This is a genomic window from Amycolatopsis sp. AA4 (assembly GCF_002796545.1).
GTDB lineage: Bacteria > Actinomycetota > Actinomycetes > Mycobacteriales > Pseudonocardiaceae > Amycolatopsis.
The window spans coordinates 3355041-3369828 of record NZ_CP024894.1 but is presented as its reverse complement, the minus strand read 5'-3'; the positions used below and the strand labels follow the sequence as shown (position 1 = coordinate 3369828).

Below are 14788 nucleotides of genomic sequence, written 5' to 3'. Positions count from 1 at the left end.
GGATCCCGCCTGGCGCGGGTGGGGACAGGGAGTTCTCGGCGGCGGGCTCAGCACCGCCGCGCGAGCCGGCCGCCGATTTCGACGGCGGCCGCCGCGCCGGGTTCGCCGCGGAACCGGCCGCACGGCGTGGCGCGGCCGGTCGCCGGATCGCGCACGGTGAACGTGCCGTCGGCGTACCGGGTCAGCTCGGGGAAGACGTCGCCGTCCACGTCGAGGCACGCGCCGCCGGCCGCGTCCGGCCGGATCGTGTATTCGAGGGAGCCGTTGCGATAACTGCCGAAATCGCCGTCCGGCACGGGAATCGGGCAGGATTTCGCAACCTGGACGCGGGTCGGCGGGAGGCCGAGTTCCGGCAGTTCCTCGACCAGGTCGTGCCAGAGGTCGGCGCCGCCCGCCCCGTTGGCGGTGAGGGCGAGCACGCACGCGCCGGCCTGGTCGATCCGCAGGTGGCACGACGTGCCGTCGGCCGTTCCGTCGTGGCCGAGCCAGCGGAATTCCTCGTCGCCGAAACAGGCCAGCCCGAGCCCCCAGCCGGCGGCGAGGCCGAACGGTTCCGCCCCCGCCACCGGCCGGTGCAGGTCGCTCGCGGTGACGACGTCGAGCAGCCCCGGCTTGCCGAGGTGCACCTGCCCGAACACGACCAGGTCCCCGGCGCTCAGCGCGAGCGCGCCCGCCGGGTCCAGCATCGGCGGCAGCACCTGCTCGAGCGGACGCACGCCGTCGCGCGCGTGCCCGGCCGCGACTCCCGGGCTGTCGACGTAAACCGGCTCGATCTCCAAGGGCCGCAACAGGATCGACTCGACCGCCTCGCGCCAGCGCATCCCGGTGACCTCTTCGATCAGCAGGCCGACCAGCGCGTAGCCGAGGTTGGAATAGGAGAACGCGGCGCCCGGCTCGCAGACGGACTCCGCGGCCCGCACCTCTTTCCGGCACGACCCGGCGGCGTCGGCGGGGTCCGACGGCAGGCCGCTGGTGTGGCTCAGCAGCCGGCGCAGGGTCAGCGCGGCGGAAAGCCCGCTGTCGCCCAGAATCCCGCCCACCGGCTCGTCCAGTTCGAGGTCGCCGTCGGCGACGAGCATCATCGCCAGCGTCGCGGTCGCCGCCTTGGTGACCGACCCGATCGGCACCCGCGAGTCGCGCCGCATCGGCCTTCCGCCGCCCTCGGCGCCGGTCTGGACCATTACGGTCTCGCCGCCGGACCAGAGCGCGACCTGCGCTCCCGGCACCCGGTGCCGGACGGCCAGCCGCGGGAGCAGGGCGGCCAGCCGGTCCGCATTGCCGGCCCCAGGCGCCGGGCGCGGTCTCGGGACGGCGAAACTTTCTTTCCGGGAGTGCATGACCATGCCTTTCGAATACTCGTAGGAGCCGCCCGGGGAATTGCCCCCTGCCCGCGCGGCAGTAGCCCCAGCAGAGCGCGAGCGTCATCGAGACCGGACCCGCGCCGGAATCCTTACCCTGCCTAGCTCGGTTGCACTCCAGCAACCGCCAAACGAAGGACTCCCGCTAACGCCGGTTCGCACCCAGCGTCACACATTGCCGAGAGCATTCTAAAATATGAACAACGGACTCACACCTCGAGGCGACACACAGATAAGCGGAAGGCCCGCCTTCGCATTCGGCCGACGCCCCGGCCGCGCCCCGCACCGTTTCCCGCTGCTCCGACCAGCGTAAACCCGCCATTCTCCGCCGCGCCGGATTCATGATCGCCACTTCCGAATTAGTGCCAACAGCGGCCGCCGTTCCCCCGGCCGCAGCAAGCCCGCCACCCTGGACCGGACTTCCGCGGCTTCCCGGAAAACGATCACCTTCCGCCGCGCCCGAAACACTTCCGGACAGCTGGCGGGACAAGTCGATCTCGCAGAATCGGGTATTCGCTCCGCTAAACCTCCCCCGATCACCGGAAAATTCCGCCGCATACCCGTCGCGCGGAATTCGCCGAGCCTCGGACGACCACACGAATGGCGCGCGACGGCAGTAGCCCTTACCGCTGCGCAACTCGCTCTCTCGCCCGCCCCGGGCGAAGGTCGATTCCTTCCTGCGCACCTCCGCCCGCAGTGTCGCCGCGGCCAGCGGAAACGTTGCGGCTTCTCCGCGACCATTAGCCGAACAGCGGAACCGCCTTCCCGAACGGCGCGGAGGAAATGGAGCGTTATCGACATCCTGCCAATAAGATGCATATTCCGCAGTGTCTCCCGTCGCGCGGCTCGATAAAGGGAACCATACGGTCGATTGCCCACGAATCGACCATTCGTCCGTCTGTCCACTAAGGACGGTCCGAGCGCATCGCCGAAAGGAGCACCGGCAGCGCCGCGGCCAGCGCGACCCCGCGCACCGCACCGGCCACCGGATACGCCGCGCGGACGCCGAGCACGTCCGCGACCAGCCCGCCGGCCAACGAGCCCAGCGGCATCAATCCCCAGCCCAGCATCCGGTAGACACTGTGCACCCGCCCGCGCAGTTCCGCCGGCACCGCCTGCTGGCGCAAGCTCACCGTGACCACGCTCCAGAGCGTGGTGGCGAACCCGTTCATTCCCAGCAGAATCCCCAGAACACCCGCGTTCGGACTGGCGCCGATGAGCACGAAGATCACCACATTGCCGAGCAACGCGGTCACCAACGCCCGCAGCGCACCGATCTTCGCCACGACCCGCCCGTTGACCATCCCTCCGGCCACACTGCCGAGGGCGGCCCCCGCGAGCAGCACGCCGTAACCGCGGTCGCTGACGTGCAGAGTTTGCGTCGCGAGCAGCACGACGGTGACGTTGCCGAGCTGACAGCAGAACGTGTTGACCGCCAGCAGCGCGGCCAACGTCCGCAACAGCCGATGCCGCCCGAGCCAGCGCACCCCCTCCGCGACCGCGACCCGAACCGGCGGCTGCACACCCCGCGGCACCGGACGCCGAGGCAAGGTCGCGAGCAGCACGGCGGACACCACGAACGAGGCCGCGTCCACCCCGAACGGCAACGCCGCCGCGCCCGCGAACAGCAGACTGCCGACCGGCGGCCCGACGAACAACTGCCCGGCATTGGCGATCGCGTACTGGCTGCCGTTGGCCCGATGCAACTGCGCCTCGGAAACGAGGTCCGGCAAGACCGCGAGCGACGCGCTGGCGAACACGACTTCGCACGCACCGAGGCCGAACCCCATGACCGCCAGCCCCGCCACGTCGATCCGGCCCACCCCGATCAGCACCGCCACCACCGCGACGATCGCCGCCTGCAGAGCCTGCGACCGCCAGAGAAGACCGACCCGCTCCCGCCGGTCCACGAGCGCACCCGCGGGCAGGGAGAGCAGCAGCCAGGGCAGGTAGGTCGCCGCCGAGACGACCGACACCAGGACCGGATCGCGGGTGAGCGTGACCGTCAACAGCGGTACGGCCGCCGCGAAGACCCCGTCGCCGACGTTGTCCACCGCCGAGGCCCACCACAACCGCCAGTACGCGGCCGGGAGCTTGGTCTTGTCGCGTTGGTTCATGCCCGGGAGCTTTGCCGGGTCGAACATATGTTCGCTATGATGTAGAGTGGAGCTACATCGAAGACTTCGCCTTGTGGTGGTCGCGTATTCCGCTTGCCGCACGATCGCGGGTGCCGCAGACTTGCCCGGCCGATGCGAAGTCCTGCGCGAACCCAACCTCAGCCCGACGCGGGTGCGCCGGGGCGCGCCTGCCGACGTGGGCTCCCGACGCCCGGCCGCACCGCCGCGGGACGGCAGCCGGGCGTGCTGGACGCATGGTGGCTGGTCGGACCGCTGCTGGCGTCACGCCAATCAGGCGAACCGCGGCGCGACTCAGGCACCCGGCGCGTCGCCGAAGCACGCCCCGGGCAAGGCGAGCACCACGCGGACGGGCGGCAGCGACCGGACCGGCGGCGACCGGGACCGGACTCGCCACGCCCCAGGCAACCCCGGTGCAGCGATGCCCCGCCGAACGCGCCAGTCCTGAGCGAACGGACCCCCCGTGAACGACGTCATCACCACCGGATCCGACCCCACCGGCACCACACTCGCCACCGAACGCGCGAGGCTTCACCGAACGGACGCCCCGTGAACGAGGTCATCATCACCGGATCCGACCCGACCAGCACCACACTCGCCGCCGAACCCACCCAGCCCCACCGAACCGACGCCCCATGACCGACCTCATCATCCCCGGGTCCGGCCCGACGCTCGCGCCGGAACACGCGAAGCCTGAACGAACGGACGCCCCATGACCGACGTCATCATCGCCGGATCCGGTCCCACCGGCGCCACACTCGCCGCCGAGCTGCGGCTCCACGGCGTCCAGGTCCTCGTGCTGGAAAGGGAAACCGAGCCGGTCCCGCTGGCGCGCATCGTCAGCGTGCACGTCCGCAGCCTCGAACAATTCGCGATGCGCGGACTGCTGGAGCAACTCCTCCGGCACGGACGCCAACGTCCGGTAGGCGGCGTCTTCGCGGGCATCCCCAAACCCCCGCCCAAGGACCTCGAAAACGCGTACCTGCTGGGCATTCCGCAGCCAGTCGTCGTCCGTCTGCTTGAAGACCACGCGGTCACACTGGGCGCGGAGGTCCGGCACGGGTGCGCAGTCGCCGGTTTCGAGCAGGACGAGGACGGAGTGACCGTCGAACTCACCGACGGCCAACGGTTGCGAACGAAGTACCTGGTCGGCTGCGACGGCGCGCGCAGCACAGTCCGCAAACTCCTCGGCGTCGGCTTCCCCGGAGAGCCCTCTCGAACCGAAACCCTCATGGGCGAGATGGCCGCGAGCGCGTCGCAGGAAGAAATCGCCGCCAAAGTGGCCGAAGTCCGCCAGGCCAACAACCGCTTCCAGCTGGGGCCCGTCGAAGAAGGTGTCTACCGCGTGGTTCTCCCCGCCGCGGGACTCAGCACCGAACCGCCCGTCCTCGCAGACTTCCAAGAACGACTCCGCGCCCTCGCCGGAACCGACTTCGGCGTGCACTCCCCGCGCTGGCTCTCCCGCTTCGGCGACGCCACCCGGCTGGCCGACCGCTACCGGGTCGACCGGGTCCTGCTCGCCGGCGACGCCGCGCACATCCACCCGCCCACCGGCGGCCAGGGTCTCAACCTGGGCGTGCAAGACGCGTTCAACCTCGGCTGGAAGCTCGCCGCGCAGGTCCGCGGCTGGGCCCCGGACCCCCTGCTGGACACCTACGAATCCGAACGCCGCCCGGTCGCCGCCGACGTCCTCGACAACACCCGCGCCCAAATGGAACTGTCGTCTCCCGAAGCAGGCCCGCGGGCGGTGCGCGCATTGCTCGCCGAACTGATGGACATCGACGAGGTCAACCGCCGCCTGATCGGGAAAATCACCGCGATCGACCTCCGCTACCCCTTCGGCGAGGGCCCGGCCTTGCTCGGCCGCCGCCTCCCCGACCTAGATCTGCGGCAAGGCCGCCTCTACGCCCGCCTGCACCACGGCCGCGGCCTGGTGCTGGACCGCACCGAACGGCTGAACGTCAAAGGCTGGGCCGACCGCGTCGACCTCCTCCCGGACTCGGCCGCGGCCCTGGACGCTCCCGCCCTCCTGCTCCGCCCCGACGGCTACGTCGCCTGGATCGGCGAGGACCAGCAGGAGCTGAACCACCAGCTCGCCCGCTGGTTCGGCCAGCCTGCCGACGCGGGCTGAGCGCTGCCTACCGAACGCCTCGGCCCGGAAGACCTCACCCCGGTTCCTTTCCTGGCCAACGGCTGCCTCGGCGAGCCCGCCCACAACCGCCGCGTCGTGCACTGCAAACGCATCCCGGGCCGATGGGAGCCAGCAACCCTCAGCCACCGCATCTCCCTGGCTCGGCACTCCGACCGCATGCCAACGAGCGCATTAACTGCCATCCCTCGAAGGCCAGCGAAAGATCTCAACCACCATCGCCAGACCCGGCAAACCTCCGAACCAACGAGAACCGGCAGGACCTCGACCTCCGCGCTTGCCCACGAAGACGAGCAAAGATCTCACCCCCGGCCTGACGGCAACCATCACAACCGCCGCCTCCGGAAGCCCCGGCACCCCAAGACACCCCGGCACCGCCGAAGACCAGCGTCCTCACCCTCGTCCCGCAATGCTTCCCCCCGGAACACCCGTCCTCTGCCGCATAATCGCCACGTGGCGCTGACCCTCCACCTCACCACCAGCGACCTGGCCGGAACCAGGCTCGCCGTCTCGCCGCTGTCCGAAACCGTCTCCGGGCTGCAGACCCTGGCGGGGTGCTGGGGCTCGCGCCACAGCCGCTGGACCCGGTGGGCCGCCGACGAACTCGCCGTGCGGCCGCTGGACCTGCGGCGGACCTGGCCGCTGCTCGTCACCGGCCGCGCCAGCTGGCCGCAGTTTCTGCTGCCTGCCCCGGCCCGGGCGGCGAGCACGATCGACGAGGCGCTCGCCGCGTTGTGCCGGACCACCGCGGGGCAGGTCCGCGGAAGCCTGCGCGGCGTGTTCGGCGACCACCTGCCCGCTTCGGTCCGGGGACTCGCCGACGATCCCGTATCCGGACTCCGCGAAATCGCCGCCGAGCTGCGCGAGGCGCACGACCGGCTGATCGCACCGCATTGGTCCCGGCTGCGCGACGTCCTCGACGCGGACATCGCTTACCGCGCCAAGCAATGGGCCGACGGCGGCGCGGGCCACCTCTTCACCGATCTGCACGCCGGGCTGCACTGGCACGACGGCCGCCTCACCCTGGACGGCGACCGCCGTCCCTCGCCCGGCCGTCCCGCCGGCGGCCTGGTCCTCTCCCCCGTCGTGCTCGGCCCGCCGTGGGTGATGATCAAACTGCACACCACCACCCAGACCACGATCCGCTACCCGGCCCGGGGCAGCGGTGCACTGTGGACAGCCGTGAACGCCCGTCCGGGCGAACCCGCGGTCCGGCTACTGGGCCGACGTCGCGCCGAACTGCTCGAGAAACTGCGCTCCCCCGCCACGACCACCGGCCTCGCCGAAAGCCTGCACGTCTCGCCGAGTGCGGTGTCGCAACACCTGCGGGTCCTGCGCGACAGCGGGTTGGTCGCCGGTCGACGGTCCGGCCGTGAGGTTCTGTACCGCACCACCGAGCAAGGAATCCGGCTGCTCAGCCCCGCCGACTGACCGCCGGGCCGGTCCCTCGACCGAGCCACAACTGTGACAATTCCACCCCGGATGCCACATTTCCGGAGTACGATCTCGCCGACCGCGACCGGCCTCGCGGAGAGGGGAAGCGGCGGGGATGAGCGACTGGCGGGTGCCCGGGTACACGGAGGTCGACGTGCTCGGCGTCGGCGGCTTCGGGCGCGTCGTGCTGGCCAAGCACCAGCAATCCGGCCGGATGGTGGCCATCAAGTACCTCCTCGCGGAGTACCTGGCCGACCCGGAGATCGCCGCTGGGTTCCGGCGCGAGGCGTGGCTGCTGTCCGGCGTCCGAAGCCCGCACGTGGTGCAGTTGTTCGACTTCGTCGAGACGCCGCAGGGTGCCGCGCTGGTGATGGAGGCCGTGCCTGGCGTGTCCCTGCGCGCGCTTCTGGCGACGGAAAACGTCCTCGCCCCGGAATCCGCGCTGGCCATCCTCAAAGGATCTCTGCTCGGCCTCGCCGACGCGCACGCCGCCGGAGTCGTGCACCGCGACTACAAGCCCGGAAACGTATTGGTGTCCCGGGAAGGCCAGTCGAAACTGGTCGACTTCGGACTGGCCACTTTGGACGGACACAACGGACTGACCGCCGGGTCCCCGTCGTACATGGCGCCCGAGCAGTGGGCCGGGCAGCCGGGCCAGCCCGCCACCGACGTGTACGCCGCCACCTGCGTGTTCTACCAATGCATCACCGGACACCAGCCGTTCGAGGCGACCACCACCGACGAACTCCGTTCGCTGCACCAGACGGCCCCCGTGCCGCTCGACGCGGTGCCCGAGGAATTGCGTCCGCTGATCGCGCGCGGCATGGCCAAAGACCCGGCGTGGCGACCGTCCACAGCGGACGCTTTTGTGTCCGAATTGGAAACTGTGGCCCGCAAGGCTTACGGAAAGGACTGGGAGAAGCGCGGCTGGAAACGCCTCGCCACCTCGGCCGCCGCCCTGACCGCGCTCACCCCGTTGGCGCTCCTGGCCACCGCGGGCACTGCGGCCGCGCCGATCGGAGCCGGTGCCGGTGCCGTCGCGGCGGGCGTTCCGGCCACAGGCACCGGAGCTGGCGCAACAGCGGTGATCGTCGGCAAGGTCGCCGCGGTGCTGGTGGTCGTCGGCGCGCTGGTCACCGGCGGGATCCTGGTCTTCAACCGGCAGGACGATCCACCCGCGCCCGCGGCTCTGACCGTGGCGATCCAGACCGACTCCGGACGCGACCAAGCCTTCCCGATCACCTACAGCCTCCAGTATCCGCAAGTGTCCGGCGGACCCGACGCCGCAGTGCGGAAGCGCATCAACGAGGCGTTGCGCGCCCCGATCGACAAGCGGCTGAAAGCCATCCGCGACGCGCGCGCCTACCCGGACTGGCAGCAGCAGTTCGGCGAAAATCCCGAAACGCCCGCCGCGCGGACGACCGCCCGGATCCTGCTGCAAACGCCGAGCCTGCTTTCCGTGCGCTACGACCACGATCTCGATTCGAAAGTGCTGTGGCACACGACGTGGCGATTCCCGGAAACCACCACCGTCGACCTCGCCACCGGGAATGCGCTGGGCCCCCAGGACATGTTCCGGCCGGAAATCCTGACCGCCGCCGGAATGAAAACCCTCACCGGCCGCATCGAACCGCACACCAAGAACGGTTTCTGCCAGTCCGCCTCCCTCGACGACGAAGGCCGGAAAGTCACCATCGACGCCGCGGACCGGGTGCCCACCCGCGGCCACGTCCCGGGTGCGTCGATCGGATTCACCAAGGCCGGGGCCGAGTTCGAAATCCTGTGGTACGACCTGGGCTGCGTAACGGCAGCCGGCAAGGAAACCGTGAGCGTTCCGTACGCCGAAATCGCCGACCTGTTCCAGCCGAAGTTCTTGACAATGCTCGGCATCACCGCACCTTCGTCGGCCCCCACCTCTTCCCCGGCGGTCAGCACCACCTACACCGATCCCCGATTCGGCTTCACCACACGCGTCCCCGAGGGCTATACCGCAGCGCCCTACCGCCCGGACAACGGCGACGGAATGACGTTCACCAACCCCTCGCTCAACGCGACATTGACCGTATGGGGCACCAATTCGGGCGGCCGCACCGCCGCGGCAGCGTTGGCCGATGCAGCCGCCGAGGCGGAGGCCAAGGGCGGCCGGGTGACCTACCGCAAGGACGAAGGCGACCACTACTCGATCTCCGGCTATCAAAGCGACGGCAAGATCTTCTACGAGCGAGGTTTCTCCGGAGCCGGGTCGACCGCCGCGCTGCGCTGGGTCTATCCGCGCGAGCGCAAAGCCGAACTGGACACGCCAGTGAGCACTACCGTGGCGGCCTTCCGACCGGGCGACCTTTCCCAGCCGCACTGACCCGCGGCACGGATCAGCCGAGCCCGAGCAACGCGTCGGCATTTCCGTGGGCGATCTTTTCCTGATCCTCGCGGGAAAGATGCGAATCGGTCAGGAATGACACGGCGCCCTCATTGCCGAGCATCGGGAAATCGACGGAATGGATGATCCGGTCGGTGCCGACAGTGTCCGCGCAATACCGCAGCTGGGCTTGGCTGAACATGCCGCTCGGGGTGATGAACACGTTGTCGCGGAAGTATTCGCGGAAAGTCCGGTCGAGCCCGGTCATCCGCCGCGGCATGGACTCGTCGAGCCGGTCGAGGTAGAACGGGATGAATTCGCCCCAGTGGCCGAGGACGAACTGCAGCCCCGGGTACCGGTCGAGCACCCCCGCGAGAACCAGGTGCAGGAGGTGCACGGCCGTCTCCTGATGCCACCCCCACGCGGCGAGCCGGAAGGCCGCCGACACCGCGGGCGAGAGCCCGCCCGCGTAACTGGCCTCGCTGACTGCCACCGGCGGCGGAGCCGGATGCAGGTAGACGGGCACGGACAGGTCGCTGGCGGCGCGCAGGATGGGGTCGAAGCGAGGTTGGTCCAGGAATTCGCCGTCGGTGCGTCCCATGATCATCGTGCCGACGAAGCCCAATTCGCCGACACACCGGCGCAATTCGTCCGCCGCCGCGCCGGGAACAGCCGTCGGCAGGGTGGCGAACGCGGCGAACCGGCCGGGAAACGCCTCGACCGCGGCGGCCATCGCGTCGTTCGCCGCGGCGGTCAATCGCGGTGCAACATCTGCCGGGAGGAAGGTGTTGACCAGCGAGAGGACCTGTGTCGTGATGCCGTGCCGGTCCATGTCGGCGATCCGGGCCGCGCCCAGATCCTCCAGCAGTTCGGGATGCCGCGGGTACGGCATGCCCGTGTCCGGGTCGAACGCCGCCGCGTAGCCGGGCACGTGGTCGAGCAGGTTCGGCATGCCCGCGGCGGTCACCGCCGGGTCGGTCCAGTGTTCTTCGAGCGTGACGATCCGCATCGCTGCCCTCTTCTCGGTCGGCCTGTCCCTCCACGATGGCGCGGACGAGCGATAGGCTCAAACACTTGTTTCTGATCCACTGATCAGTGCTGCTGATAGGAGCGAGATGGAGCTGCGGCACCTGCGCTACTTCGTCGCGGTGGCCGAGGAGGGCGGGTTCAGCGCGGCCGCGGGCACGCTGCACGTCGTCCAGCCGACGTTGAGCATGCAGATCCGGGACCTGGAGCACGAACTCGGCGGGCCGCTGTTCGACCGCACCGGGCGACGGCCCCGGCTCACCCCGGCCGGCGAAGCGTTCCTGGGCGAAGCGCGGCAAGTGCTCGCTCAGGCCGAACGGGCGCGCGACACCGCGCGGTCGGCGTTGCGCGGGGAGACCGGGAGCGTCCGGATCGGCGTGGCGGGCGCCGTCGTGTTCGGCGGTCTCCTGGCCGGCCTGATCCGCGACTTCCACGAGGCGCGCCCGCTCGTCCGGATCGAGCTGCGGGAGGCCGGGCCGCGGGTTCAGCGCACGGCGATCCTCGACGGGGAACTGGACGTCGGCTTCAGCGCGCTCCCGGCCCCGGCGGACGAACCCCGGCTGGCCTCGGTCCCGGCCAGCTCGGTGTCGTTCCTGGTCGCCCTGCCCGCCGGACACCGCCTCGCCCGGCGCCGGACGCTGACCGTCGAGCAGCTTGCCGGGGAGGAACTCGTCGAGTACCTCACCGGCGACGGCGACCTCGCACCGCCAGGCTCGCCCGGCCGCGGCGAGGACCCGGCCCGCTTTCGCGCCGACAGCACACTGAGCGTGCTCGCGCTGGTCGCCGCGAAGGTGGGTCTGGCGGTAGTCCCGGCAGGCGTCGACCGGGCCGCGGTGCCGGAGGTCGTGTACCGGCCGCTGGCCGAACCCGGCCCCACGACCGACTTCCACTTGCTGCACCGCAGCGCGGAATCCGCACCGGCAGTGGCCGCCTTCATCCAGGCCTGCCGAGCTTCGGCGCAGTTTCCGGGCTGACGGATCCGCGGAATCCGGTGGACGGCCGCCGGACGGCGTGGTGTGACCTTGTCGAACGGCCCTGCCACGGGATGCCCGGTCGGGGGAATCGCCTTTGCCGACAACACATCCTGCCGGGCCCCAGTGGACGGCCGCCGGACAGCGTCACCTGATCAAAGCGAACCTCCCCGCCGCGACATGCCCGAACGAGGGAATCGCCTTTGCCGACAGTACATCCACCGTGAACCCAGCGGACCGCCGACGGACAGCCTGACCTGATGAAAGCGAACATCCCGGCCACGGGATGCCGACCAGGCGAATCGCCTTTGCCGACACGCATCCCACCGAAAATCCAGTGGACCGCCGCCGGACAGCGTCATCTGACCGAAGCCAACCTCCCCGCTGCGGCGTGCCCAACCGGGCGGATCGCCCCTTGCCGACCACGCATCCCACCGGAACCCAACGGATTGCCGCCCGACAGCGACCTGATCAAAGCGAACCTCCCCGCCGCGACATGCCCGGACGGGCGAATCGCCCTCGCCGACAACACATCCCACCGGGAACCCAGCAGACGGCCGCCGGACAGAGTGACCTGATCGAAGCCAACCTCCCCGCCGCGACATGCCCAACCGAGCGAAACGCCCTCGCCGACAACGCATCCCGCCGGAAAACCGTTGGACGGCCGCCGGACAGCATGGTCTGATCGAAGCGAACGTCCCGGCCGCGGAATGTCTGACCGAGGGAATCGCTTTTGCCGACAACACATCCGGCCAAGAATCCGGTGACCACCGAAACCTTAATCCGGCGTCTCCTGGCCGCGCAGCTCCCCGAACTGGCCGCCCTCCCGCTGGCGCTGCTCGACCCGGCTGGCTCGGACAACGTCATCTACCGGCTCGGCGACGAGTTGTCCGTGCGCCTGCCACGCGGAGAGTGGGCAGCGGGGCAGCCGGAGAAGGAAGCCCGGTGGCTCCCCCGGCTCGCGCCGCGCTTGCCGCTGGCGGTTCCCGAGCCGGTCGCGCTCGGGGTGCCGGGCGAAGGCTATCCGTGGCATTGGTCGGTGTCCCGCTGGCTGCCGGGCTCGCCCCCGGAAATCGGCGGGCTCAGCAGCCCGGACCGGAACGCGGTCGAACTGGCGCGTTTCGTCGCGGCGCTCCACCGAATTCCGGCCGACGCAACCCTCGCCGCCGGACCGCACAACGGATTCATCGGCGCCCCGCTCGCCCGCCGGGATGCCGACACCCGCGTCGCGATCGCCTCAACTGGCGACGTTTTCGACAGCGCCGCGCTCACCGCGGTCTGGGACGCCGCGCTCGCGGCACCGCCGTGGCCGCATCCGCCGGTGTGGGTGCACGGCGATCTGCACCCGGGCAACCTTTTGCTGGCCGACGGACAGGTCAGCGCGGTTCTCGACTTCGGCGGACTCGGCGTCGGCGATCCGGCGTGTGACGCGCTGATCGCGTGGACGCTCCTCCCACCCGCGGCGAGAGAGATCTTCCGCGTCGAGTCGGGGCTCGACGAGGACAGTTGGACCCGCGGGCGCGGGTACGCGTTGAGCACCGGGCTCAACGCGTACACCGCTTATGCGGCAACGAATCCCCGCGTGGCCGCGGCGACCAGGTACCAGATCTTGGCGACCCTGGCCGACTTCCAAGGAGGCTGACGCACCCCTCGGGCGGGCGAGACGCCCCACCGCTACTGGAAAGAGAGCGGCACCTTGACCAGGTCACTGTTGGTAGAGAAATCACTGCCGAGGACCGAGCATCCCCCGCTCAAGGTCTTGCAATCGTAGGCGCGATCGTCGAACGACATCTGCCGATAAACCGTGACGGTGGTCGAGATGGCGCCGTTGGCGTCCGCTGTCGGATATCCGAGGACGTAACAACTCCCGTCCTCAGTGGGGCATTCGAGCAGCAGTATCTGTTGGTTGGCGGCAAGACCCCACGCGTTGACGGTCACCGTCTGCTCGGCGGCGAGGCCGGTTGACGGCGACACGGACAACGTCCACGCCGGAGGCTGGGCCGCCGCCGCGATGGTAGAGCCGCCAAGAGTCACGACGGCGATCGCGGCGGAAATCGCACTCGTTCGCATATATCCGGATAAGTTCATTATTCCCCCTCTTCTGGAATTCGTGGCTCAGCCTGCCGTCGAGAGGAGAGACGCGTCAAGCTTCCGCCCGAGAGAAACGGCGAAGGATCGATTGTTGTCACGGACATGCAGGACGGCAGTCGAAAACTTGTCAAGCAGCCCTCCGGTGCTTCGCTATCACGCGGAGCACAATCGGAAGCACAGAGTTTCGGACGCAGATGACAATCTCGGTGGCGAGGATGCACCTTTCGTGCACCCAGCGCCCGCATCCTTGCCTTGCGAGAACTGCGCCAAGTACGGTTCGACATCTCGATGCCTCTCGCGGTGAAGGACTCAAGCTCCATGTCTCCGTCGAAACGACATGCCCTTCGGCTGTTCGCGGCCGCCATGACGCTCTCGCTGGGTACCTTTTCGTTGAGCTCCGCGTCCGCTGTCCCGGGCGAGGTCACCGCGACGGCCGACACTCCGCGCATGGATGCCGCGGCCGCGGGTTTGAAAGCGTCGTATTTCGTGCGGAATACCGTGACACGCATCGCGAAGCTGAGCTCTCAGCTGACCACCGGCGAAGGGCGTTTCGACAGCACTGTCGACGCGGTAAAGGAAACCCTGTCGGGGTCGATCACCCTGCCTCCCACCGTGAACGCGTATTTCGTGGCGTTTCGTTTCATGCCGGTGACGGGCACCGTCAGCCTGACCTCCGAGGGCGAGCAACACGGGGCATTGCTGAAGAATCCCGGCGACGCGGGCGTGGTGGCCTCCCGGCTTTTCCCGGACGGCAAGAAATACCTGTCGGTGATCGTCGATCTGACGCTCAGTCTCGGACTTCGCCTGAGCGACACCAAGGTCGACGGCAAGACGCTGGACCTGGGACCGAGTTGCACGACCGCGAGCCCGTTGACGATCAAGGTCAAAGGACTGACCGGACTGCAGAACACCGCACCGCCGACAGTGCTCACGAGCACCTTCGACATCCCCCCGTTCTCCGGATGCGGCGTGCGGGAAAATCTCGACCGGCTCCTGACCGGTCTGATCTCCGGGCCCGGCAACGAGATGAGCACCACCATCGCCGTGCGCTGCATCAGCTCTTGCCCGGAAGGCTAGTACGGCAGCCCCCGCGGGGACGGACTTCCGACGCGCCCGAACGGCGGATTCCGCCCGCCGCATGCGCCATTACCGGACAAAACCGGCACCCAGTGCTGCTCCATTCGGATGATCGACTACTCCCTCGCCCGGCATCCTCCCCCGCCCGCACCTAGCCTCGACGGACCCGGCGGCCGCACACTGTCCCCGCG

10 protein-coding genes are annotated in these 14788 nt (G+C 69.5%); 6 read left to right on the top strand and 4 right to left on the bottom strand.

Annotated features, from left to right (window positions below; translation table 11 throughout):
* Positions 1-47 precede the first annotated feature (47 nt).
* Both CU254_RS16000 and CU254_RS15995 read right to left on the bottom strand, forming a co-directional pair.
* A complete protein-coding gene (locus CU254_RS16000; RefSeq protein WP_199785915.1) occupies positions 48-1337 on the bottom strand; it encodes a serine hydrolase in 1290 nt (429 codons plus the stop codon).
* A gap of 926 nt (positions 1338-2263) precedes the next feature.
* On the bottom strand, positions 2264-3475 hold the full coding sequence (locus CU254_RS15995; protein WP_037717257.1) for an MFS transporter: 1212 nt from the start codon (positions 3473-3475) through the stop codon (positions 2264-2266).
* Positions 3476-4205: 730 nt separating this feature from the next.
* Here CU254_RS15995 and CU254_RS15990 point away from each other — a divergent pair.
* The 3 genes from CU254_RS15990 (at position 4206) to CU254_RS15980 (ending at position 9432) form a co-directional block, all read left to right on the top strand.
* The gene (locus CU254_RS15990) at positions 4206-5624 is read left to right on the top strand and encodes an FAD-dependent monooxygenase (protein ID WP_009077401.1); all 1419 of its coding nucleotides are present in this window, start codon (positions 4206-4208) and stop codon (positions 5622-5624) included.
* 471 nt (positions 5625-6095) lie between these two features.
* Positions 6096-7073, top strand: coding sequence for a helix-turn-helix transcriptional regulator (locus CU254_RS15985; protein ID WP_009077398.1), 978 nt, complete (start codon positions 6096-6098; stop codon positions 7071-7073).
* Positions 7074-7191: 118 nt separating this feature from the next.
* Positions 7192-9432, top strand: a complete 2241-nt coding sequence (locus CU254_RS15980) for a protein kinase (protein WP_009077397.1) — start codon at positions 7192-7194, stop codon at positions 9430-9432.
* Positions 9433-9445: 13 nt separating this feature from the next.
* Here CU254_RS15980 and CU254_RS15975 read toward each other — a convergent pair whose 3' ends face one another.
* Complete coding sequence (locus tag CU254_RS15975) at positions 9446-10441, bottom strand: amidohydrolase family protein (RefSeq protein ID WP_009077396.1); 996 nt, start codon at positions 10439-10441, stop codon at positions 9446-9448.
* Between the two features lie 106 nt (positions 10442-10547).
* Between CU254_RS15975 and CU254_RS15970 the strand changes: the two genes are divergently transcribed.
* Positions 10548-11432, top strand: a complete 885-nt coding sequence (locus CU254_RS15970) for a LysR family transcriptional regulator (RefSeq protein ID WP_009077394.1) — start codon at positions 10548-10550, stop codon at positions 11430-11432.
* Between the two features lie 760 nt (positions 11433-12192).
* On the top strand, positions 12193-13071 hold the full coding sequence (locus CU254_RS15965; protein WP_009077391.1) for an aminoglycoside phosphotransferase family protein: 879 nt from the start codon (positions 12193-12195) through the stop codon (positions 13069-13071).
* A 32-nt stretch (positions 13072-13103) separates the two neighbouring features.
* Here the strand turns inward: CU254_RS15965 and CU254_RS15960 are convergent, their stop codons facing one another.
* Positions 13104-13517 (bottom strand): neocarzinostatin apoprotein domain-containing protein, encoded by a 414-nt coding sequence (locus CU254_RS15960; protein WP_009077389.1) that lies wholly within the window; start codon positions 13515-13517, stop codon positions 13104-13106.
* 321 nt (positions 13518-13838) lie between these two features.
* On the opposite strand from CU254_RS15960, the gene CU254_RS15955 reads away from it, so the two are divergent.
* A complete protein-coding gene (locus CU254_RS15955) occupies positions 13839-14597 on the top strand; it encodes a hypothetical protein (RefSeq protein ID WP_009077386.1) in 759 nt (252 codons plus the stop codon).
* The last annotated feature ends 191 nt before the right edge of the window (positions 14598-14788 follow it).